We start from the raw sequence: 23885 nt of genomic DNA, 5'->3' as shown, positions 1-23885 counted from the left end.
TTGAATAAAAAATGAGGGAAAAACTAACTGTAATTAAGGTGGGTGGAAAAATCGTAGAAGAGGAAGCCACCCTTCTTCAGTTGTTGAATGACTTTGCCGCCATCAGCGGACATAAAGTGCTGGTTCACGGCGGCGGTCGCTCGGCAACAAAGATTGCCGCACAACTAGGTATTGAAAGCAAAATGGTAAATGGTCGTCGTATTACCGATGCGGAAACGTTGAAAGTGGTAACGATGGTGTATGGTGGTCTGGTAAACAAGAATATTGTTGCCGGTTTGCAGGCCCGTGGAGTGAACGCTCTTGGACTGACCGGGGCGGATATGAATGTGATCCGATCGGTAAAGCGTCCGGTGAAAGAGGTTGATTATGGTTTCGTGGGCGACGTGGAGAAGGTAGATGCTTCTTTGCTGGCTGATCTGATTCATAAAGGAGTGGTGCCCGTGATGGCACCATTGACACACGATGGTCAAGGTAATATGCTGAATACAAATGCGGATACCATTGCCGGAGAGACGGCAAAGGCTTTGTCGGCGCTGTTTGACGTGACGCTGATGTACTGCTTCGAAAAGAAAGGAGTGCTGCGTGACGAGAATGATGACGATAGCGTGATCCCTGAGATTACCCGTTCCGAATTCGAACAATACGTTGCTGACGGCGTTATTCAAGGTGGTATGATTCCTAAGTTGGAGAATTCTTTTGAAGCAATTAATGCAGGAGTTACAGAAGTTGTAATTACCTTAGCATCAGCGATTAAAGGCAGCGAAGGAACGCGGATAAAAAAATAATTTAAAAAAAAGTAATGGGCGTCTGTAACTTTTCGTATCCCAGCCCGTCATTATTATAGAGATGCAAGAGATCAGCTTCCGAAACGATATTTTGCCGTTGAAGGATAAACTCTTTCGACTGGCGCTCAGAATAACCCTGGATAGGGCAGAAGCCGAGGATGTCGTTCAGGACACCATGATAAGAGTGTGGAACAAGCGTGATGAGTGGTCGCAATTTGAATCGGTTGAAGCCTATTGCCTGATAGTAGCAAAGAATCTGGCTATAGACCGGAGCCAGAAGAAAGAAGCTCAGAATGTGGAAATCACCCCCGAAATGGAGGAAGAACCTGATGCAAACAGTCCGTATGACCAGTTGGTTCATGATGAGAAAATGAACATTATCAATAGACTGGTGAACGAACTTCCCGAAAAACAGAGGCTTATCATGCAACTGAGGGACATTGAAGGTGAAAGCTATAAGAAGATTGCAACTCTTCTGAATCTGACAGAGGAACAAGTGAAAGTGAACCTTTTCAGAGCCAGACAAAAGGTAAAACAAAGGTATTTAGAAATTGACGAATATGGATTATAAGGATATAGAACAGCTCCTGGAGCGATATTGGCAATGCGAAACTTCCGTGGAGGAGGAATCTGTGTTGCGCGACTTCTTCTCAAAGGAGGAAGTACCCGCTCATTTGCTCCGCTATAAAAACTTGTTTGTTTATCAGCAGGTTCAGCAGGAGGTAGGACTGGGTGAAGACTTTGACGCACGTATTCTGGCGCAGGTGGAAACTCCGGTAGTGAAGGCAAAGCGTCTGACACTGACAGGAAGATTCATCCCCCTGTTTAAAGCTGCTGCTGTGATTGCAATTATCCTTTCATTAGGAAATGTAGCGCAACATTCTTTTTCCGGAGATGACGGAAGAGTATTGGCAACGGATACCATTGGTAAACAAGTGACCACACCGTCGGTAGCTCTGTCAAATGAGCTGAAAGCAGATCAGGCATTGGCTGACAGCCTTGCAAAGATCAACAAGGTGCAGGTTATGAAAGAATGACATTTTCATTTGCTTTAAACATATAATATAGTTAGTGTGCTTTAATTAAAACAACATCGAAAGCGAAACTGTGAAGTTTTCAATTCTCTCAAATTTTTTATAATGAAACTAACTAAATAAATGGGCTACCGCGAGATGCAGTAGCCCTTTTATGTTTTTGGGATGTTTACGGATTTAGTCCAGTTTGCGGAGCTTCTTGTGGGGGAAATCAATAGCCTGAGGATTTCCTTTGTAAGCGACGTTGCCGCTTCCGCTGACGTGCCCGCCTAGTTTGCCGTTGACGAAGCAGCTGATGTTACCCGAACCCGAGATACCTGCATATACGTCTGTAGCTTCCAGATCGGCGGCTTTGATGTTGCCAGATCCTGATATGTTGTACTTTGCTGCGCCTGTCATGCCGTTAAGGGTGATGTTGCCCGATCCGGAAATGCTTGCAGAGCAGGTCTTGCTGTCTATTTGTTTGAGCCTGACATCGCCCGAACCATGAATTGCAATGGCCAGATGACCGGTGTCGAATGTACTTCCTCCTAAATTGCCCGAACCGTTAATTGTTACTTTAAGATCTCCCTTGGTGTGAATGCCGTTCGCAAAGAGAATGCCACCCGATCCGTTGAGTGTCAGCCTGTTCAGGTCTGGTGAGAAAACTTTGATTTCTAGTTTGCCTTTGTCGATGATATTGACATTCTTTTTAAATTTTATATTCAATGTTTCTCCGTTTACTTTTGTTTCCAGGAGCTCTACGATATTGTCCGAACCGTAAATCTCAATACGGGAGGAGGAGTCTTGCTGGTAGATGATGTTGGCACTTCCCGACATACTGATGTCATTGAAGTGTTCCAGATTCTCTTTTTTGGTGATGTAGTTTTTACTGCCTTTCACAATAGGGCCATTAAAACAGGAGGTAGCGGAGAATATCAGGATTATCCCGAGCAGCCATGCAGTCAATGTGTTTCTTTTCATAATTTATAGTTGATTTTAATATGAGTATATATGGATTAGACGTTACGAGTTGCTATAAAGTTGCATTGAATATCACTTTTTTCGCCACCGGCTTCTTTTTTTATTATTTTTGCAGCATCGGTTAAGGAGGAGAAAATGGATACAGTGATAGAAGATGATGAATTGGGAAGTTTGATAGTGCGTGTCAATCCACGTGCGCGCAGTTTGGTGTTTCGTACCAAAAGCGATGCGGTCTACGTTTCGGTGCCTCCCGGCACCACGACGAAAGAGGTGAAGCGTGCCATTGAGAATCTTCGTTGTAAGTTGCTGCTTTCCCGTCAGAAGGTTGCCCGTCCGTTGATTGACTTAAACTATAAGATTGATGCCGAGCATTTCAAACTATCTCTCATCTTAGGTGAAAAGGAGCAGTTTCTGGCTAATTCGCGATTGGGTGTCATGCAGATCGTATGTCCTCCTCAAGCGGATTTTACTGATGAAAATCTACAGAACTGGTTGCGTAAAGTGATCGAAGAATCTTTGAGGCGGAATGCGAAAAGTATTCTTCCTCCTCGTTTGGAGCATCTTTCGGCACAATGTGGATTGCCTTATGCCAGTGTGAAGATAAACTCCAGCCAGGGACGCTGGGGGAGTTGCTCAGCGAGAAAAAATATAAATCTGTCCTATTATCTTGTTCTGTTGCCTTCTCACCTGATTGACTATGTGCTTCTGCACGAGTTGTGTCATACTCGTGAGATGAACCACAGTGAGCGTTTCTGGGACTTGCTGGACCGGTTCACAGATGGCAAGGCCCTTGCTCTGCGTAAAGAATTGAAGAAGTATCGCACAGAGATATAAGGTGCTTGGGATAAGGAGCTCCTGATATTAAGCAGACTCTTATTTAGCAAGCTGTTTGATTCCGTCCGTTTCTTTTTCAAACTGATAAGTTCCTCCCTTCTCGCTGAGATCGAAAACGGATGCAATTTCCGTTTTATTGTCTACAATCATCAGTGCGCTTTGTTCTGCAAATCGACCGACCTCTATTGTAAAGGCTTCTTCCTGCATGACTTGATTGGCGATAAGGCTGTCATTGACGAACAGCGAAATGGAATCTCCGGCAAATCCTTTTACCAGGCTGATCGTATAAGTTTCAATATAATGTCGTTCTGCCTGGTTTTCCCGTTGCAGACGTAAGCTCATATAAATGAAAATAACTACGACAAAAATGACGGCAAAAGCCAGAATGCCGTTGCCGACCATAAACTGTTTGTTGGTGTTGAGATGATGTGCCATAGCTCTTGGTTTTTAAAATTGCGGCGTAAAGATACGAATATACGACTGTTAATTCATACTTTTTTTCTTTAATGTTTTGTAGTCGAATAGATTATTTATATCTTTGCAACCGAAATGGATGAAAGGTGGAGGGGCGATTAAGCTCCTTTTTTTGTTCTTATATAGTTAATAAATGATAGAAAAGAAAACTGTTTGTCAGATTGTTGAAGAGTGGCTGGAAGGAAAAGACTACTTTCTGGTAGAGGTGACCGTGAGCCCGGATGACAAGATCGTGGTCGAAATAGACCACGCAGAAGGAGTTTGGATTGAAGACTGCGTAGAGCTTAGCCGCTTTATCGAGTCGAAACTGAACCGTGAAGAGGAAGATTATGAACTGGAAGTGGGCTCTGCCGGTATCGGACAACCCTTTAAAGTGCTGCAACAGTATTACATCCACATCGGACAAGAGGTGGAAGTAGTGACCAGAGACGGACGTAAACTGGCAGGTATCCTGAAAGATGCCGATGAAGAGAAGTTTACGGTAGGCGTAGAGAAGAAGGTAAAACTCGAAGGTTCCAAGCGTCCGAAGCTGATTGAAGAGGACGAAACCTTCACTTATGAGCAAATAAAATATACTAAATACTTAATTAGCTTTAAATAGTTATGGCCAAAAAAGAAGAAACAATCAGCTTGATTGATACATTTTCGGAATTTAAGGAACTGAAGAATATCGATAGAACGACGATGGTTAGCGTACTTGAAGAGTCGTTCCGTAGCGTAATCGCGAAAATGTTTGGCACCGATGAGAATTACGACGTGATCGTGAACCCGGACAAGGGTGACTTCGAGATATGGCGTAACCGTGAAGTTGTGGCCGATGAAGATTTGACAAACCCCAATATGCAGATTTCGCTGACGGAAGCACAGAAAATCGATGCTTCATACGAAGAAGGCGAAGAAGTGACTGATGAGGTGATCTTTGCCAAGTTCGGACGTCGTGCTATCCTGAATCTCCGCCAGACACTGGCTTCAAAGATTCTGGAACTTGAAAAGGACAGTATTTATAATAAATATATTGATAAAGTAGGTACAATCATCAACGCGGAAGTATACCAGATCTGGAAAAAGGAAATGTTGCTTCTGGACGATGAAGGAAACGAACTGCTGTTGCCTAAGACTGAACAGATCCCGAGCGACTTTTATCGTAAAGGTGAAACAGCCCGTGCAGTGGTTGCCCGCGTAGACAACAAGAACAATAATCCGAAGATTATTTTGTCACGTACTTCTCCCGTTTTCCTGCAACGTCTGTTCGAAATGGAAGTGCCTGAAATCAATGATGGTTTGATTACCATTAAAAAGATTGCCCGTATCCCTGGCGAACGTGCCAAGATCGCAGTGGAATCTTATGATGACAGAATCGATCCCGTAGGCGCCTGCGTAGGTGTAAAGGGGAGTCGTATTCATGGGATTGTTCGTGAATTACGCAATGAAAATATCGACGTGATCAATTACACATCGAACATTTCATTGTTTATCCAGCGTGCCTTGAGCCCGGCTAAGATTTCTTCTATCCGTCTGAATGAGGAAGAGAAAAAGGCTGAGGTATTCCTTAAACCGGAAGAGGTATCGCTTGCTATTGGTAAAGGCGGTTTGAATATCAAGCTGGCCAGTATGTTGACTGAGTACACTATCGACGTGTTCCGTGAATTGGATGAGAATGTGGCTGACGAGGATATCTATCTCGACGAGTTCAGAGATGAAATCGACGGATGGGTGATCGATGCAATCAAGGCTATCGGTATCGATACTGCGAAGGCTGTGTTGAATGCGCCTCGCGAGATGTTGATTGAAAAGACGGACCTGGAAGAAGAGACAGTGGACGAGGTAATACGTATTTTGAAATCGGAGTTTGAAGAAGAACCGGCAGCAGAGATGGAGCCTGAGACAGAGGCGGAACCTGAAGCTGAACCAACACAAGAGTAATATGCATTACGATTGAATTTTCTTCGCTCCATTTATTCATTAAATTTTAAATATGACGATAAGGTTAAACAAAGTTACAAGAGATTTGAATGTAGGAATCGCGACGGTAGTTGAGTTCCTGCAAAAGAAAGGGTATACCGTTGAGGCTAATCCTAATACCAAAATTAGTGAGGAGCAGTACGCTGTGCTCGTTAAAGAGTTTAGTACAGACAAGAACCTTAGACTTGAATCGGAGCGTTTCATCCAGGAACGTCAGAATAAGGAACGTAATAAGGCATCGGTATCTATCGAGGGCTTCGAGAAGCAGCAGGAGAAACCGAAGTCGGAAGATGTGATTAAGACAGTCGTACCGGAGGATGCACGTCCTAAGTTTAAACCTGTCGGAAAAATAGATTTGGATAAATTCAGCGGTCGGAGAACAGATAAAGTAGAAAAAGCGCCGGAAAAGAAAGTAGAACCTGTAGTAGAACAACCTGTGGTAGAGCAACCCGTTGCTGAAAAAACAGTCGTTGAGAAACCAGTGGTTGAATCCGAAGTGAAAAAGGAAGAGCCGAAAGTGGAAAAGGTGGAAGTAATTGCACCGAAACCTGCACCAGTAGAACAGCCAGTAGTAGCGCCGAAACCTGCAGTGGAGACAAAACCGGTAGAAGTTGAGAAAGTAGTAGTGGAAGAAGTAAAGAAAGAAGAGCCGAAGGTGGTAGAAACTGCACCTGTGAAGGCAGAAGAACGTAAAGTAGAAAGAACGGCAGAAGTAACTGCAACAGTGACAACTCCGACTGAAGAAAATGCGTCGAAAGAAAATGAGGTGTTTAAAATCCGTCAACCGGAACTGGGAGCGAAGATCAATGTCATCGGTCAGATTGACCTGGCTGCATTGAATCAGTCTACCCGTCCTAAGAAGAAATCGAAGGAAGAAAAACGCCGTGAACGCGAAGAAAAAGAAAAAGTTCGTCAGGATCAGAAGAAACTGATGAAGGAAGCTATCATCAAGGAAATCCGTAAAGAGGACAGTAAACAGGCAAAACCGGGCGTAAAAGATAATAATGCCGATGCTGCCAGAAAGAAACGGAATCGTATCAACAAAGAGAAGGTGGATGTCAACAATGTGGCAACTTCCAACTTTGCTGCTCCGAGACCCAATACTCAGACCGGTAAAGGTGGTGGCAACCATCCCCGTCCTCAGGGTCAAGGCCAGGGACAGGGCAATAATAATAACAACAACAAGAAGAATAATAATAAGGATCGCTTCAAGAAGCCGGTTATCAAGCAGGAGGTTAGCGAAGAAGATGTAGCAAAGCAGGTAAAAGAAACTTTGGCACGTCTGACAACCAAGGGTAAGAACAAGACTTCTAAGTACCGCAAGGAAAAACGTGAAATGGCTTCCAACCGTATGCAGGAACTGGAAGATCAGGAAATGGCAGAAAGCAAGGTACTGAAGCTGACTGAGTTCGTAACGGCTAACGAGTTGGCAACGATGATGGACGTATCAGTCAATCAGGTTATTGCAACTTGTATGAGTATCGGTATGATGGTTTCCATCAACCAGCGTCTGGATGCGGAAACAATTAATCTGGTAGCCGAAGAGTTTGGTTTCAAGACCGAATATGTAAGTGCGGAAGTGGCACAGGCTATCGTGGAAGAAGAAGATGCTCCGGAAGATTTGCAGCCACGTGCTCCAATCGTAACGGTGATGGGACACGTTGACCACGGTAAGACATCCTTGCTTGACTACATCCGTAAGGCGAATGTAATTGCCGGTGAAGCCGGAGGTATTACACAGCACATCGGTGCTTACAACGTACAGTTGGAAGACGGACGCCGTATTACGTTCCTGGATACTCCGGGTCATGAGGCGTTTACTGCTATGCGTGCCCGTGGTGCGAAAGTAACGGATATTGCGATCATTATTGTGGCAGCCGATGATAACGTGATGCCACAGACGAAGGAAGCGATCAATCATGCGATGGCAGCAGGTGTACCTATTGTATTTGCAATCAATAAGGTAGATAAGCCGACTGCTAATCCGGACAAGATTAAAGAAGAACTGGCTGCAATGAACTATCTCGTGGAAGAATGGGGTGGTAAATACCAGTCACAAGATATCTCTGCCAAGAAAGGTATGGGTGTGGAAGATTTGATGGAAAAAGTATTGCTGGAAGCTGAAATGCTTGATTTGAAGGCAAATCCGAACCGCAATGCAACAGGATCCATCATTGAATCTTCATTGGATAAGGGACGTGGTTATGTAGCTACGGTGCTGGTATCGAATGGTACTTTGAAAGTAGGAGATATCGTATTGGCAGGAACCAGCTACGGACGTGTGAAAGCCATGTTCAACGAACGTAATCAGCGCGTGAAAGAAGCGGGACCGGCCGAACCGGCATTGATTCTGGGACTGAACGGTGCTCCTGCTGCAGGTGATACGTTCCATGTAGTTGAAAGTGATCAGGAAGCCCGTGAAATCACGAACAAACGTGAACAGCTGGCTCGTGAACAAGGCTTGCGTACACAGAAGATCCTGACTTTGGACGAACTTGGCCGTCGTATTGCTTTGGGTAACTTCCAGGAATTGAACATCATCGTCAAAGGTGACGTGGACGGTTCTGTAGAAGCATTGAGCGACTCGTTGATCAAGTTGTCTACTGAACAGATCCAGGTAAATGTGATCCATAAAGGCGTGGGTGCTATCTCCGAATCGGATGTATCACTGGCTGCTGCTTCGGATGCGATTATCGTCGGATTCCAGGTACGTCCTTCGGGTGCTGCCGCTAAGATGGCGGAACAGGAAGGTGTCGATATCCGTAAGTACTCCGTCATCTACGATGCAATCGAAGAGGTGAAGGCCGCTATGGAAGGTATGTTAGCTCCGGAACTGAAAGAACAGATTACGGCTACGATCGAAATCCGCGAAGTGTTCAATATCACGAAAGTGGGACTTGTGGCCGGTGCGGTAGTGAAGACCGGAAAGGTGAAACGAAGCGACAAGGCTCGTCTGATCCGCGATGGTATCGTTATCTTCACCGGAAACATCAATGCACTGAAACGCTTCAAGGACGACGTGAAGGAAGTAGGTACAAACTTCGAGTGCGGTATCAGTCTGGTGAACTGCAACGACATGAAGGTAGGCGATATGATCGAGACATTCGAAGAAATAGAAGTGAAACAGACGTTATAAATTGTACTGAATCGAGAATATACGGAGGCACAGAGTGGATTTACAACTCCGTGCCTCCTTTTTCTTTTAAAAAGAGATAATGACAACGATTGATATAATCATCCTTATTATAATAGGTGCCGGTGTGGTGGCGGGCTTTATGAAAGGCTTTATCCGTCAGCTGGCTTCTATTCTGGGATTGGTCGTCGGTTTGCTGGCAGCAAAGGCTTTGTATGCAACGTTGGCGGAGAAGCTTTGTCCGGCTGTGACGGACTCGATGACGGTTGCACAGGTATTGGCTTTTATTGTCATCTGGATCGCTGTTCCGCTGATATTCACGTTAGTGGCGTCCTTGCTGACGAAAGCGATGGAAGCCATCTCACTGGGGTGGCTGAACCGTTGGCTGGGAAGTGGATTGGGAGCACTCAAATTTCTGTTGTTAACGAGCCTTGTGATCTGTGTGATAGAGTTTATCGATAGCGATAATAAGTTAATTAGTGCAACAAAAAAGAGCGAATCATTGTTATATTATCCTATGGAAACGTTTGCGGGAATCTTTTTCCCTGCTGCTAAGAATATAACGCAACAATATATATTAGATAATAAAGATGCAACAAGAAGAACCCAATAAATATGTAAAGGAACTGACGCAGGAGAAGTACAAATATGGTTTCACCACGGAGGTACACACCGATGTTATTGAGCGTGGACTCAACGAAGATGTAGTCCGTCTGATTTCATCGAAAAAAGATGAACCCGAATGGCTGCTGGAGTTCCGACTGAAAGCGTATCGCCATTGGCTGACGCTGGAAATGCCGACTTGGGCACATCTCCGTATTCCGGAGATCGATTATCAGGCAATTTCGTACTATGCCGATCCGACGAAGAAGAAAGAAGGACCGAAGAGTATGGATGAAGTAGATCCGGAACTGATAAAGACATTCAATAAACTGGGTATTCCCTTGGAAGAACAGATGGCATTGAGCGGAATGGCTGTGGATGCAGTGATGGACTCGGTATCCGTAAAGACTACTTTCAAAGAGACGTTGATGGAGAAAGGCATTATATTCTGCTCCTTTAGTGAAGCGGTACGGGAACATCCGGACCTTGTGAAGAAGTATATGGGCTCGGTAGTAGGCTATCGGGATAACTTCTTTGCTGCTTTGAACTCGGCCGTGTTCTCTGACGGTTCTTTCGTTTATATACCGAAGGGAGTACGCTGTCCGATGGAGCTTTCTACTTATTTCCGTATCAATGCCCGTAACACGGGACAGTTTGAACGTACGCTGATTGTGGCGGACGATGATTCGTATGTATCTTATCTGGAGGGATGTACCGCACCGATGCGTGATGAAAATCAGTTGCATGCGGCTATCGTGGAGATTGTGGTACATGATCGTGCAGAAGTGAAATACAGTACGGTTCAGAACTGGTATCCGGGTGATGCCGAAGGTAAAGGTGGAGTCTATAACTTTGTGACGAAACGCGGCAACTGCAAAGGGGTGGACAGCAAACTGTCCTGGACACAGGTGGAAACCGGTTCGGCTATCACGTGGAAGTACCCTTCCTGCATATTGACAGGCGATAATTCGACGGCTGAGTTTTATTCTGTAGCTGTGACAAATAATTATCAGCAGGCAGATACCGGAACAAAAATGATTCATCTGGGAAAGAATACCCGCAGCACGATTGTCAGCAAAGGTATCTCTGCCGGACATAGCGAGAACTCTTATCGCGGACTGGTACGTGTAGCTGAAAAAGCCGATAATGCACGAAATTACAGCCAGTGTGACTCTTTGCTGCTGGGCGACAAATGTGGTGCGCATACTTTCCCGTATATGGATATCCATAATGAGACGGCTGTGGTGGAGCATGAGGCGACTACCAGCAAGATCAGCGAAGATCAGATATTCTATTGTAATCAGCGGGGGATCCCGACGGAGGATGCTATCGGGCTGATTGTTAACGGATATGCGAAAGAAGTATTAAATAAACTTCCGATGGAGTTTGCAGTGGAAGCACAGAAGTTGCTTACTATTTCGTTGGAAGGAAGCGTGGGATAAAAAATAAATAAGCTTATGTTAGAGATAAAAGACCTGCATGCCAGCATTAATGGCAAAGAGATATTGAAAGGTATTAACCTGACGGTGAAACCGGGCGAAGTACATGCGATAATGGGGCCGAACGGTTCCGGAAAGAGTACGCTATCTTCTGTTCTGGTGGGAAATCCTGCTTTTGAGGTGACAAAAGGTTCGGTCACTTTCTATGGCAAGAATCTGCTGGAGTTGAGTCCGGAAGACCGTAGTCATGAAGGTATTTTCCTTAGTTTCCAGTATCCGGTAGAAATCCCCGGAGTAAGCATGGTGAACTTCATGCGGGCGGCTGTCAATGAACAGCGCAAGTATAAAGGTCTGCCTGCGTTGACTGCCAGCGAATTTCTGAAACTGATGCGTGAGAAGCGTGCCGTAGTCGAACTGGACAATAAACTTGCCAATCGTTCGGTGAATGAAGGTTTCTCCGGTGGTGAGAAGAAGCGTAACGAGATCTTCCAGATGGCAATGCTGGAACCGCGTCTGAGCATTCTTGACGAGACAGATTCCGGTCTGGATATTGATGCCCTTCGTATTGTAGCGGAAGGCGTGAATAAGCTCAAGACTCCCGAAACAAGTACGATCGTCATCACTCACTATCAGCGTCTGCTCGATTATATCAAACCGGATATAGTGCACGTACTCTATAAAGGTCGTATTGTGAAAACCGCCGGACCGGAACTAGCCTTGGAACTGGAAGAAAAGGGATACGATTGGATTAAGAAAGAAGTAGGAGAATAACGATGAATGTAGAACAACAATACATAGATCTCTTCTCTCAGACGGAAGCCATGATCTGCAAGCATAGTGCGGAAGTGCTGAATGCACCCCGTGCGGCTGCTTTTGCCGATTTTGAGCGTCTCGGATTCCCGACCCGTAAGATGGAGAAGTATAAATACACGGATATAAGCAAGTATTTCGAGCCCGATTACGGTCTGAACCTTAACCGCCTTCAGATTCCGGTCAATCCGTACGAGGTGTTTAAGTGTGATGTCCCGAATATGAGCACAGCCTTGTATTTTGTGGTAAACGACGCATTTTATAATAAAGCGCTTCCTAAAACTCATTTGCCGGAAGGAGTCATCTTCGGCAGCCTCAAAGAAGTCGCTGCGGAACATCCCGAACTGGTGAAGAAGTACTACGGCAAGCTGGCTGATACCTCCAAGGATGGCGTAACAGCTTTCAATACGACTTTTGCACAGGATGGAGCCATCTTCTATGTTCCGAAGAACGTAATCGTAGAGAAGCCCATCCAGCTGGTGAATATCCTTCGTGCAGATGTTAACTTCATGGTGAACCGTCGCGTGCTGATCATCCTGGAAGATGGAGCGCAGGCACGCCTGTTGATCTGTGATCATGCGATGGATAATGTGAACTTCCTTGCAACGCAGGTGATCGAAGTATTTGCTGGAGAGAATGCGGTATTCGATATGTATGAGCTCGAAGAAACACATACAAGTACGGTTCGTATCAGTAACCTGTACGTGAAGCAGGAAGCAAACAGCAATGTTTTGCTGAATGGCATGACGCTGCACAACGGAACTACCCGTAATACAACGGAAGTTCTGCTAGCCGGCGAAGGGGCTGAGATTAATCTTTGCGGTATGGCAATCGCTGATAAAAACCAGCATGTGGACAATAACACCTCCATTGATCATGCAGTACCGAATTGTACCAGTAATGAATTATTCAAGTACGTGCTTGATGACCAGTCGACCGGTGCTTTTGCCGGACTGGTATTGGTACGTCCTGATGCCCAGCATACAAATTCTCAACAGACCAACCGCAACCTCTGTGCCACACGCGATGCGCGTATGTACACGCAGCCGCAGCTTGAAATCTATGCGGACGATGTGAAATGCTCTCACGGGGCAACTGTGGGGCAGTTGGACGAGAATGCTTTGTTCTATATGCGTGCACGCGGAATAGCGGAGAAAGAAGCACGCTTGCTTCTGATGTTTGCATTCGTCAATGAAGTCATCGATACGATTCGTCTGGATGCACTGAAAGACCGTCTGCACCTGTTGGTAGAAAAACGCTTCCGTGGCGAACTGAACAAGTGCCAGGGATGTGCAATATGTAAATGATGAATAAGTAAAATGGATATTCAAAAGATACGTGAAGACTTTCCGATATTGAGCCGTACGGTGTATGGTAAACCATTGGTTTATTTCGATAACGGTGCGACCACTCAGAAACCTCGTCTGGTGGTGGATGCGCTGGTAGATGAGTATTACTCTGTGAATGCGAATGTGCATCGTGGAGTACATTACCTTTCCCAGCAGGCAACGGAACTGCATGAAGCCTCCCGCGAGACGGTACGGCAGTTTATCAATGCCGGCAGCACGAATGAGGTCGTCTTTACACGGGGTACGACTGAAAGTATCAATTTGCTTGTTTCCAGTTTTGGAGATGAGTTTATGCAGGAAGGCGATGAAGTGATCCTTTCGGTGATGGAGCATCACAGTAATATCGTTCCCTGGCAACTTCTGGCTGCCCGCAAAGGAATTGCCATCAAGGTCATTCCGATGAATGACAAGGGCGAACTGTTGCTGGATGAATATGAAAAGTTATTCACCGAGCGTACAAAGATAGTCAGTGTAGTTCAGGTGTCGAACGTATTGGGAACCGTAAATCCTGTCAAGGAAATGATTGCGACGGCTCATGCGCATGGAGTACCTTTTCTAGTGGATGCTGCACAGTCTATCCCCCACATGAAGGTGGATGTGCAAGACTTGGATGCCGATTTCCTGGTGTTCTCCGCACATAAGGTTTACGGCCCGACAGGTGTCGGTGTGCTTTATGGAAAGGAAGAATGGCTGGACCGTATGCCCCCTTATCAAGGAGGAGGAGAAATGATTCAGCACGTCTCTTTTGAAAAGACTACCTTCAACGAACTGCCTTTCAAGTTTGAAGCCGGTACGCCGGACTACATCGGTACTACCGGACTGGCAAAAGCCCTTGACTATGTTAATGGCATCGGACTCGACCAAATCGCTGCTCATGAACACGAGCTGACAACGTATGCGCTGAAGCGATTGAAGGAAATACCCAATATGCGTATTTTCGGTGAGGCGGCAGATCGGGGAGCGGTGATTTCATTTCTGGTGGGAGATATTCATCATTTCGATTTGGGAACATTGTTAGACCGTTTAGGTATCGCTGTCCGCACGGGGCACCATTGTGCGCAACCGTTGATGCAACGGCTCGGAATCGAAGGTACGGTACGTGCATCATTTGCCATGTACAATACACGATCGGAAGTGGACGCATTAGTGGCTGGGATCGAACGCGTCAGCCAGATGTTCTAAAGATATTAATCGCTATTCCTGCAAGAATAGCGATTTTTTTTATTCTTTAACTAAAAAAGTCTCTTTGAAGTGCAGTGATTTGAAGTTTCCTGCGTCTAATAAGAAAGAATAAAAATCATTTTAGGTATATTAAGTTGGTCGTGAGACCGCGCTTTCTATAAATTCTCTCTCTCTTTAACTCTAATTGGCGGCTATATCGCATTGATTTGCGGTATAGCTGCAATTTTTTTAGGGTGACATTGCAACCTTTTGGGGATATCCTGCGTCTAATAGGATAGTAAACAACTAAAAAAGAAGAAAAAGATCATGTTAGTGACTACAACTCCCATCATTGAGGGAAAACGAATAGTAAAGTACTACGGAATTGTTTCCGGAGAGACAATCATTGGTGCCAATGTATTCCGTGACTTGTTTGCAAGTATTCGGGATATTGTAGGAGGTCGTTCCGGTGCATATGAAGAAGTACTACGTATGGCAAAAGATACAGCTTTGCAGGAGATGCAGGCACAGGCAGCAAAGTTAGGAGCCAATGCAGTGATCGGTGTCGATCTGGATTATGAAACAGTAGGAGGCAGCGGTAGTATGCTGATGGTAACTGCCAACGGAACTGCTGTAACGATTGAAGATTAGTTGATTGTTTTATTGTATGAGAAAGGGGATTCACCACGAACGGTGTTTCCCCTTTTGTTCTTAATGTTTGTGCCATGCCTTTGGCACAAGCGTGCCAAAGGCTTGGCATGAGTAAGGCAGTAGGAAGTTATCTGCCGTAAGCTCAATCACGCGGCTAAAGGCTTGATTAGTGGTGAAAGCATCTATGCCCACTTTCATCAGATATTCACTGGAATAAGTCTTTTCGTTGGCAGCCAGGCTGGATTTACTATTCGGCATCAGATTGATTTCTTTTACCTTATACATTTTCTTGGCATCCAATCCCTGTAGTTTAACAGGCAATAGTTAGTTTGCGGGCATAAAAAAAGGCTATCTATCCCAGACAGCCAATCTTTTGTTAACCTTAAATCTAATACTATGAAAAACACACTACAAAGATAGGGACTTTTCGGCTATCTCCAAATTTTCGGGGCACAGTGAGGCGCTTTATAACATGGTTTAATAGAAATAACGGGTTTGTTAACGATTAACGTAATAAGACTAAAAATTAACTAACGAGCTATTGGCCTGATGCTCTTTTGCAGGATTCTCAAAAGACTTTTTTACTTGTTTTACCTTCGTTTCATTGAGAGTTATCGCATCAATCGGCAAGTTGGATTTTTTTTCTCTTTTGCTTGCTTTTTTCGTTTGATTTCCATACTTTTAGCCTCCATAAAACCCTTTAATAATTAATTCTATGGATAGCATTCTTTTCTGGCTGGTTCCGGTCGCTTCAGTGTTAGCCCTCTGTTTTGCTTATTACTTCCATAAGCAGATGATGAAAGAGAGTGAAGGTACTCCCCAAATGATAAAAATAGCCGCTGCGGTACGCAAGGGAGCTATGTCTTATCTGAAACAACAGTACAAGATTGTAGGTTGTGTTTTCCTTGGGCTGGTTATTTTGTTTTCAATTATGGCTTATGGCTTTCATGTTCAGAATGTGTGGGTTCCCATAGCTTTCCTGACGGGTGGTTTCTTCTCCGGTCTTTCCGGTTTCCTGGGTATGAAGACGGCAACCTATGCTTCGGCACGTACGGCGAATGCGGCACGCAATTCATTGAACTCCGGACTGAGAATCGCTTTCCGCAGTGGTGCGGTAATGGGACTCGTTGTAGTCGGACTGGGGTTGCTCGATATATCTTTCTGGTATCTGTTGCTGAACGCGGTGATTCCCGCCGACGCACTGACACCGACTCATAAACTTTGCGTAATCACTACCACGATGCTGACGTTCGGTATGGGAGCTTCCACACAGGCGCTCTTTGCCCGTGTAGGTGGTGGTATATATACAAAAGCTGCCGACGTAGGCGCCGACCTTGTGGGTAAGGTAGAAGCCGGAATTCCCGAAGACGATCCGCGAAACCCTGCCACCATTGCCGATAATGTAGGCGATAACGTAGGCGACGTGGCAGGTATGGGAGCCGACTTGTACGAATCTTATTGCGGTTCTATCCTGGCGACTGCCGCATTGGGTGCTGCCGCCTTTATACATTCGGCAGATACGGTCATGCAGTTCAAAGCAGTTATTGCCCCGATGCTGATTGCTGCGGTAGGTATTCTGCTTTCCATTATCGGCATCTTCTCCGTGCGCACCAAAGAAAATGCGACGGTGAAAGATTTGCTCGGCTCGCTGGCATTCGGAACAAACCTGAGTTCCGTGCTGATTGTGGCTGCTACCTTCTTAATCCTGTGGCTCTTACAGTTGGACAACTGGATTTGGATTTCATGCGCTGTCGTAGTCGGCCTGTTGGTCGGCATTGTGATCGGACGTTCTACCGAATATTATACTTCCCAGTCGTATCGCCCTACTCAGAAACTGAGTGAAAGCGGAAAGACTGGACCTGCCACCGTCATTATCTCCGGTATCGGTCTGGGTATGCTTTCTACGGCTATTCCCGTGATTGCGGTAGTGGTGGGTATCATTGCCTCCTTCCTGCTTGCTTCCGGTTTCGATTTTTCCAACGTGGGTATGGGACTCTACGGTATCGGTATTGCCGCTGTCGGTATGCTGTCCACATTAGGAATCACACTGGCTACGGACGCTTACGGCCCGATTGCTGATAATGCAGGCGGTAATGCCGAAATGGCCGGTCTGGGTGCCGAAGTCCGCAAGCGTACCGATGCGCTCGACTCTTTGGGAAATACAACCGCGGCAACCGGAAAAGGTTTTGCTATCGGTTCCGCTGCATTGACCGGACTGGCTTTGCTGGCATCCTATATCGAAGAAATCCGTATCGGTCTGACCCGTTTGGGGACAGTAGACCTGAGTATGCCGAACGGCGATGTTGTCTCAACCGCCAATGCTACCTTTGTCGATTTCATGAACTATTACGACGTGACGCTGATGAATCCGAAAGTTCTTTCCGGTATGTTCCTCGGTTCGATGATGGCGTTCTTGTTCTGTGGATTGACGATGAATGCGGTCGGCCGCGCAGCCGGACACATGGTAGATGAGGTGCGTCGTCAGTTCCGTGAGATCAAAGGCATTCTGACAGGAGAAGCCGAGCCGGATTATGAACGTTGTGTGGCTATCTCAACCAAGGGTGCGCAGCGCGAAATGGTGATTCCGTCGCTGATTGCTATCCTTGCGCCTATCGCTACCGGATTAATCTTCGGAGTGACCGGAGTACTGGGACTGCTGATCGGCGGTTTGAGCACAGGTTTTGTGCTGGCTATCTTTATGGCCAATGCAGGCGGTGCGTGGGATAATGCGAAGAAATATGTAGAAGAGGGGAACTTTGGAGGCAAAGGCGGTGAAGTGCATAAGGCAACCGTAGTAGGCGATACTGTGGGCGACCCGTTTAAGGATACTTCCGGCCCGAGTCTGAATATTTTAATCAAGCTTATGAGCATGGTAGCCATTGTGATGGCAGGGCTTACCGTCGCCTGGAGTTTGTTTTAACTAAAAGAAGGTTTGTTTATTGAAGAGGGCGATAGCCGGAGATAAGTCCGGTTATCGCTTTCTTTATTATATAGAATGGAGCAAACCTCTTTTTTGCCTGTTTAATCACCTTTTGAGATAGATAATCCTGTTTAAGTCTGGTTTGTGCAAATATCAGGGCAAAGTCATTTTTTCTTTTCTTGTTATTTGGATACTTTTGTAAGAGGAAATAGGGAATTTTTGAAAACATATTGAAGTAATCTGTTATACTGGCTAAGGGGATATACTAGTATTATAGAGATGAAATTTATAAGCTTTTTCTTATATCTTGGTGATAATAAGAAACCGTTCCGGTTTATATTGGATAGTATTTTCATCTCTTATTTTGCAGCAAAAGTGAAATGAGACTAGTGTTCAAAATTATTTTGAGGCTTCTGCACTAGCAAGTTACAATACCGGAAGAGGGAGCCGTCGGTTAAAAAGTATAATAATGAGAAATTTGAATGGTTGGATTAGCTTTTTGTCCCTGATCCTTTTGGCTTTTATGGTTTCAGGGTGTAGCAGCGACTCTGATGAGGAGCAAAATATGAGTATTGTAATGCCGGATTCTAATCAAAAGAATCAAAGTTTTAATTCGGACGATGTTTCGGGCAGTTTTTCTTTTGTTGCTACCGCTCATTGGACTGCTTCCATAGTAGAAACATCAGTAGCTAACAGGAGTGTGAATACTTCTCCCAATTGGATATCTTTGGATAAATACAGTGGTGAAGCCGGAGAGTACACTTTAACTATCACATTAACACCTAATAATACGGGTAAAACGCGGACCGCTACTATTACTGTTTCTTCCGGTTCTGAAGAAATTACTGTTACTGTAACGCAGAAAAGTGCTGCGGAGAGTGGAGATGATACGGATAGTGAAGAATATGATTGGGTGGAATATGATGAATTATACATTAAGGATGATGGAGAAGACCATTGTCTAAGTACTAAAGGACATTACCTCTATTTTAAAAATCCTGGTTTCTTTCAAGGAGGTAAAGGTGGTGAAGGTCAAAGAATGCATTTGTTCGATTGTGGAGAAGTCTCATGGAAAGATTTCAGTATTATGGAACAACCTGAATGGAATAAAGAAACATGGAAGGGCGAACTGATTCCTTGTGTAAAAGGGCATGGATATTTCTCTGCCGAAACTTATAAAGGGACTCTTGATAACTACAGATATGTACGTTTTTGGGTCGAAGACTATATTATGGAGGGAGGTGAGATTGTCGGAGCTAAGCTTAGACATCATGATGTAAATTACGACAACTTGATTCGAATGCGTAAACTTAGTTTTGATAAAAGTTATTGTAATATAGGGCATACTTCTAATTCGGGCACAGGATCAGACCTTTATATTAACTATGATATTTCCTCTGGTACGATTCAACGAAGAAACGGTGGAGCTTATGATACATATTTATATGATGCTGGGAGCAAAAGTTCTTATGAAGAGTTTGTAAAAGTTACCGCACCTATTTATAATGTGGATACTTGGACTGCGGAAGCAATTTCTTGTGTGAAAGGACACGCATATTATGCTCATGCATTTTATATGTTTAATGGTGAAATAAAGGGTACATCTCAATCTTCATTTTATGTGTTGGATTACATAATAGAGAATGGGAAGCGAGTAGGGTATATTGCGCAGTCTCCTAATTTACCAGTCTATTAACTTTATTATTCATTAGGCGTTAATTGATCTATCACCACATTTCAACTTTTATAATCCTGTTTAGAGAGTGGTGATAGATTTCTCTTATATCATCTGTCTTTCCATCTCTCGCTATATAGATCTAAGTAGAATTTTGTATCCTTTTTGGGTGTACGATTATTGTTGATAATCCACTTTTTTTATACCTTTGAAACCGATAAAAAAGAGATACTTTGATGCTACTACCTTACTTAAATAAAGACCTGATAGAGGCCGGCTGCGATGAGGCCGGCCGCGGTTGCTTGGCAGGATCAGTGTATGCTGCCGCCGTCATTCTTCCTAAAGATTTCAAGAATGAGCTGCTGAATGATTCGAAGCAACTGACCGAGAAGCAACGCTACGCACTTCGTGAAGTGATAGAGAAAGAAGCGCTGGCGTGGGCGGTAGGAGTGGTGTCTCCCGAGGAGATAGACGAGATAAACATTCTCCGCGCCTCCTTTTTGGCGATGCACCGGGCTGTCGGTCAGCTCTCTGTCCGTCCTCAGCATTTGCTGATCGACGGAAACCGTTTCAATAAATATCCTGACATTCCTCATACTACCGTGATAAAAGGAGACGGCAAATACCTTTCTATAGCCGCCGCTTCTATACTGGCTAAAACCTACAGAGATGATTATATGAATCGTCTTCACGAAGAATATCCGTTTTATGACTGGAATAAGAATAAAGGATACCCGACTAAAAAACATCGTGCCGCCATCGCCGAACGTGGAACGACTCCCTACCACCGAATGACCTTCAATCTGCTTGGTGACGGGCAGTTGAACCTAAATTTCTGATATTTCCTTTTGTTTCACTTTCTACATATTTTTGCAGAATAAGCACGATTTTTCTCCAAATAGCCATGAAAATGTTCGGTTTATGCTAAAAAAGTGTTGACTTGTGCTTTTATTTGTTACTTAAATGCTATATATTTGCATTCGATAACAAGAATTAAAAAAAGATAAAATCATGACAACAAGCAGACTTTATGCATCTAAGAAGTTCATGGGGGCTTTACTTCTTATGATGGGTTTCGTTTTACCCGCCAATGCGCAGTTTTTACGTACTTCTTATTTTATGGAAGGTACTCATTATCGGCAACAATTGAATCCGGCTCTGATTCCGACTCAGGGGTATTTTAATATTCCGGTATTGGGATCGGTCAATGCTACTGTCGGGTCCACTTCATTGGGTTATCAAGATATTATCGACATTATTGACGATAGCGACAATTTCTACTCTAATCCCGATTTCCTGGGCCGTCTGAAAGATAAAAACAACTTAAATGTAAACGTAAGCACGGAGATTCTTTCTGCCGGATGGTATAAAGGAAAGAACTTCTGGTCATTCAATGTAGGTGTTCGTGCGGATATAGGTGCAAGCCTTACCCGTTCCATGTTTACTTTCCTGAATGAGATGGATGCGCTTGAAGATAACTGGAGAAACAGTAATTACGATATCAGCGGTCAGAAACTGGATATAAACGCTTATGGTGAAGTTGGTTTGGGGTATGCGCGTCAGATCAATAACCGTTTGACAGTCGGTGGTAAGGTGAAAGTATTGCTGGGTATCGGCAATATGAATCTGAAGATTAACAATGTAATGATGAACGCCAATCTTCCGAGTGATGCCCGCATTAACCAGTTACAGGATCAAAATTATCTGTCCGGATTGGATGCTGCTGGTATCACAAGACTGAAATCTGAAATTGAAAGTTACCATGCCAATCTGAATGTTGACGCTCATCTGGAAAGTTCTTTCAAAGGATTGGAATTGGTACAAGAAGATGGACAGGATTATATCAGTGACTTTGACTTTGACAGTGGAAAACTGGGTATTGCAGGTTACGGTTTCGGCATTGATTTGGGTGCTTCTTATAAAATTATGGATAACCTGACAGTGTCCGCTTCTGTTCTCGACCTAGGATTTATTTCATGGACGAAAGGCGCTACTAAGATAGCTTCTGCCAATCCGGAATCAATCAATATGAAAGGAACTAGCTATGTCAATGGTATTGATGCGAACGATATTCCTAATTCTATTACTGCGATTCAGAACAATATTACTCGGTTGCAGGCTGATGCTGACGGATACATGAACCGTGTAAATGGTGGTGATGTACTCGACTATGAAATGTTGCAACTTCAGACAGAGGACGTACATAAATCCCGCAAGTCTAGTCTGGCATCTACAGTTGTGGTAGGAGCAGAATACGGCTTCTTTGAGAACAAGCTCGGAGTAGGTGTATTGTCTACGACTCGCTTCGTACAACCGAAAACGCTGACAGAAGTAACATTCTCCGCAAACTATCGTCCGAAAAGCTGGCTTAACGTTGCGCTCAGCTACTCGGCTATTCAGTCTGCCGGTAAGTCATTCGGTCTGGGCTTGAAGTTGGGTCCGGTGTTCCTCGGAACTGACTACATGTTCTTAGGTAAGAACACCAATTCTGTAAGTGGATTTGTTGGTATTTCTGTGCCATTGGGCGGAAAGAAATCCAGTAAAGAAGGATAAAATAATTTCTCTCTCTTAAACATTCTCTTTTTAATATTCTCTATCGAATAAAAAACGTATTGTGTGCAGCCTGTCATCGCCGACCTTGAATTCAGGTCTTAAGAATGACAGGCTGCTTTTTTATGTCTCTGACGTAAAGGGAGATTTAGAACTGCTTGAATTGCAGTCGCTTGAATTAGAACCACTTGATTTTCCGGAATACGATAAACGCTAATGTCGACAGCACGACGGAGCACAGGATAATCAGTGCAAAGGCATACGGCATCTCTTCCAGATGGATATCCACATTCATTCCGTAGAAACTGGCTATCAATGTCGGGATCATCAGTGTAATGGAAAGGCTGGTCATGCGTTTCATGATGGCATTCACGTTGTTGGAGATGATGGAGGCAAAGGCGTCCATCGTTCCGGTGAGGATATCGCTGTAGATGTTTACGGTATTAAATGCCTGTTTCAACTCGATAATCACGTCTTCTACCAGTTCCTTGTCCAGAAAGTCGGTGTCCTGAAAGATACTTTGCAGCTTTCCGATCATTACTTCATTTCCTCGGATGGAGGTGTTGAAGTAAACGAGTGTTTTCTGCAGTCTCATCAGACGGAGCAGGTCTTCGTTGCGGATACTGCGTTCCAGTTCCTTTTCGGCGGCGCTGATATCCAGATTTATCTGTTTCAGATATTTCAGAAACCATACGGCAGACGAATAAATCAGCCGGAGAATCAGATCGAGTTTGTTGCGGACTTCGATTCCCTTTCGGCGGGTGTGTTCGATGAAGTCCGGTAGCAGGTCTGTATTGTGGTAGCAGACTGATACAATGATTTCATTGTTGGTGATGATGCCGATGGGTACGGTGCCGAAGGGAAGACTTTCGTTCTGACCGTTTTGCATCGGGATGCGCAGAATCGTCAATAGCCAGTTGCCTTCCGTGTCGGTTCGCGGACGTTCGTCCGTATCGGCTATATCGTTCAGAAATGATTCGGGTACGTTCAGGGTTTTAGTCAGAAACTCAAAGTCATCGTTGTCCGGGCATACTACATTTACCCAGCAGTTAGGAAGCCATTGCGGTTTTTCCACAAAGCCAGCTTCACAATAAAGATATGTTCTCATCTTATTGCCTCCTTTCGTTTGTTTACACGAGCAGAGGCATCAGTTTTCAATGACTCTGATCGCTTTAATTAATACTATAAGTGCACGTTCGCGGGTTTGAATCGTCCATTTTTCTATGATTTAATTTAAAAGCGATACAAAAGTACGGAAAATTAACCGAGGTTCCGTCTTTTGCATCGCTTTTTTTAGATTTTCTTGTTGTTTATGGTCTTTCAGCATGCGGGGAGTTCATTGGTTGGCTATGGTAAAATCACTTGTAAGATAGTGCTAAAGTTCCCGTTAGCTCCTTACATAGTAGACTTTCCTTATAAGGTGTCTTACCCTGGATTTGGTTGACTACTATAAGTATCAACTAAAATGAATAAAAGATGAAAAAGAGTGACATGACCTTTAGTCCTTATCAGCTTGAACTTCTTGGCGATTTCTATCGTTCG

General features: G+C 44.5%; 20 protein-coding genes and 1 pseudogene. 17 read left to right on the top strand and 4 right to left on the bottom strand.

Going from position 1 to position 23885, the window contains the following annotated elements:
• The first annotated feature begins 11 nt into the window (after positions 1–11).
• The 3 genes from argB (at position 12) to NBH01_RS24500 (ending at position 1822) form a co-directional block, all read left to right on the top strand.
• Positions 12–785, top strand: a complete 774-nt coding sequence (argB, locus tag NBH01_RS24510; RefSeq protein WP_061473291.1) for an acetylglutamate kinase — start codon at positions 12–14, stop codon at positions 783–785.
• Positions 786–846: 61 nt separating this feature from the next.
• Complete coding sequence (locus NBH01_RS24505) at positions 847–1356, top strand: GFO_1088 family ECF-type sigma factor (protein ID WP_008763658.1); 510 nt, start codon at positions 847–849, stop codon at positions 1354–1356.
• Complete coding sequence (locus NBH01_RS24500) at positions 1346–1822, top strand: PG0215 family putative anti-sigma factor (RefSeq protein ID WP_118337235.1); 477 nt, start codon at positions 1346–1348, stop codon at positions 1820–1822. Before NBH01_RS24505 ends, NBH01_RS24500 begins: the two co-directional genes overlap by 11 nt.
• 174 nt (positions 1823–1996) lie before the next feature.
• Here the strand turns inward: NBH01_RS24500 and NBH01_RS24495 are convergent, their stop codons facing one another.
• Positions 1997–2782 (bottom strand): head GIN domain-containing protein, encoded by a 786-nt coding sequence (locus NBH01_RS24495; protein WP_074857738.1) that lies wholly within the window; start codon positions 2780–2782, stop codon positions 1997–1999.
• 135 nt (positions 2783–2917) lie between these two features.
• On the opposite strand from NBH01_RS24495, the gene NBH01_RS24490 reads away from it, so the two are divergent.
• Positions 2918–3616, top strand: a complete 699-nt coding sequence (locus NBH01_RS24490; protein ID WP_074857741.1) for a YgjP family zinc-dependent metalloprotease — start codon at positions 2918–2920, stop codon at positions 3614–3616.
• A gap of 39 nt (positions 3617–3655) precedes the next feature.
• Here the strand turns inward: NBH01_RS24490 and NBH01_RS24485 are convergent, their stop codons facing one another.
• A complete protein-coding gene (locus tag NBH01_RS24485; RefSeq protein ID WP_048698602.1) occupies positions 3656–4051 on the bottom strand; it encodes a hypothetical protein in 396 nt (131 codons plus the stop codon).
• A 172-nt stretch (positions 4052–4223) separates the two neighbouring features.
• Between NBH01_RS24485 and rimP the strand changes: the two genes are divergently transcribed.
• The 9 genes from rimP (at position 4224) to NBH01_RS24440 (ending at position 15198) form a co-directional block, all read left to right on the top strand.
• Entirely contained in the window at positions 4224–4691 is a 468-nt protein-coding gene (rimP, locus tag NBH01_RS24480) for a ribosome assembly cofactor RimP (protein ID WP_008763664.1), read from the top strand.
• A gap of 2 nt (positions 4692–4693) precedes the next feature.
• Positions 4694–6013, top strand: coding sequence for a transcription termination factor NusA (gene nusA, locus NBH01_RS24475; RefSeq protein WP_008763665.1), 1320 nt, complete (start codon positions 4694–4696; stop codon positions 6011–6013).
• Positions 6014–6065: 52 nt separating this feature from the next.
• On the top strand, positions 6066–9188 hold the full coding sequence (gene infB / locus NBH01_RS24470; RefSeq protein ID WP_011108813.1) for a translation initiation factor IF-2: 3123 nt from the start codon (positions 6066–6068) through the stop codon (positions 9186–9188).
• Positions 9189–9267: 79 nt separating this feature from the next.
• On the top strand, positions 9268–9798 hold the full coding sequence (locus NBH01_RS24465; RefSeq protein ID WP_008767606.1) for a CvpA family protein: 531 nt from the start codon (positions 9268–9270) through the stop codon (positions 9796–9798).
• Positions 9776–11230, top strand: a complete 1455-nt coding sequence (gene sufB, locus NBH01_RS24460; protein ID WP_008767607.1) for a Fe-S cluster assembly protein SufB — start codon at positions 9776–9778, stop codon at positions 11228–11230. Before NBH01_RS24465 ends, sufB begins: the two co-directional genes overlap by 23 nt.
• Before the next feature lie 15 nt (positions 11231–11245).
• The gene (sufC, locus tag NBH01_RS24455; protein WP_008763669.1) at positions 11246–11998 is read left to right on the top strand and encodes a Fe-S cluster assembly ATPase SufC; all 753 of its coding nucleotides are present in this window, start codon (positions 11246–11248) and stop codon (positions 11996–11998) included.
• A gap of 2 nt (positions 11999–12000) precedes the next feature.
• Positions 12001–13344 (top strand): Fe-S cluster assembly protein SufD, encoded by a 1344-nt coding sequence (sufD, locus tag NBH01_RS24450; protein ID WP_048698608.1) that lies wholly within the window; start codon positions 12001–12003, stop codon positions 13342–13344.
• Positions 13345–13356: 12 nt separating this feature from the next.
• Positions 13357–14568, top strand: coding sequence for a cysteine desulfurase (locus tag NBH01_RS24445; RefSeq protein ID WP_048698610.1), 1212 nt, complete (start codon positions 13357–13359; stop codon positions 14566–14568).
• A gap of 306 nt (positions 14569–14874) precedes the next feature.
• Positions 14875–15198 carry a heavy metal-binding domain-containing protein gene (locus NBH01_RS24440; RefSeq protein WP_008767610.1) on the top strand — a complete coding sequence of 108 codons (324 nt, stop codon included), beginning with the start codon at positions 14875–14877 and terminating at the stop codon, positions 15196–15198.
• A 129-nt stretch (positions 15199–15327) separates the two neighbouring features.
• On the opposite strand, the pseudogene NBH01_RS24435 reads toward NBH01_RS24440, so the two are convergent.
• Positions 15328–15522 (bottom strand): annotated as a pseudogene (locus NBH01_RS24435) (GH36 C-terminal domain-containing protein); the annotation flags it as partial.
• 391 nt (positions 15523–15913) lie between these two features.
• Here NBH01_RS24435 and NBH01_RS24430 point away from each other — a divergent pair.
• The 4 genes from NBH01_RS24430 to NBH01_RS24415 all read left to right on the top strand — a co-directional run bounded on the left by NBH01_RS24430 (position 15914) and on the right by NBH01_RS24415 (position 22346).
• A complete protein-coding gene (locus tag NBH01_RS24430) occupies positions 15914–18118 on the top strand; it encodes a sodium-translocating pyrophosphatase (protein ID WP_008767612.1) in 2205 nt (734 codons plus the stop codon).
• A 469-nt stretch (positions 18119–18587) separates the two neighbouring features.
• Complete coding sequence (locus tag NBH01_RS24425; protein WP_217719571.1) at positions 18588–19814, top strand: BACON domain-containing protein; 1227 nt, start codon at positions 18588–18590, stop codon at positions 19812–19814.
• A 215-nt stretch (positions 19815–20029) separates the two neighbouring features.
• Positions 20030–20632 carry a ribonuclease HII gene (gene rnhB / locus NBH01_RS24420; RefSeq protein ID WP_016269344.1) on the top strand — a complete coding sequence of 201 codons (603 nt, stop codon included), beginning with the start codon at positions 20030–20032 and terminating at the stop codon, positions 20630–20632.
• Between the two features lie 172 nt (positions 20633–20804).
• The gene (locus NBH01_RS24415) at positions 20805–22346 is read left to right on the top strand and encodes a DUF5723 family protein (protein ID WP_008763679.1); all 1542 of its coding nucleotides are present in this window, start codon (positions 20805–20807) and stop codon (positions 22344–22346) included.
• A gap of 175 nt (positions 22347–22521) precedes the next feature.
• On the opposite strand, the gene NBH01_RS24410 is transcribed toward NBH01_RS24415, so the two are convergent.
• On the bottom strand, positions 22522–23451 hold the full coding sequence (locus tag NBH01_RS24410) for a magnesium transporter CorA family protein (RefSeq protein WP_008763680.1): 930 nt from the start codon (positions 23449–23451) through the stop codon (positions 22522–22524).
• Between the last annotated feature and the right edge of the window lie 434 nt (positions 23452–23885).

The organism is Bacteroides sp. B1-V-101 (assembly GCF_023656585.1).
GTDB classification, from domain to species: Bacteria; Bacteroidota; Bacteroidia; order Bacteroidales; family Bacteroidaceae; genus Bacteroides; species Bacteroides thetaiotaomicron.
This window is presented reverse-complemented; position numbering and strand designations above follow the sequence as displayed.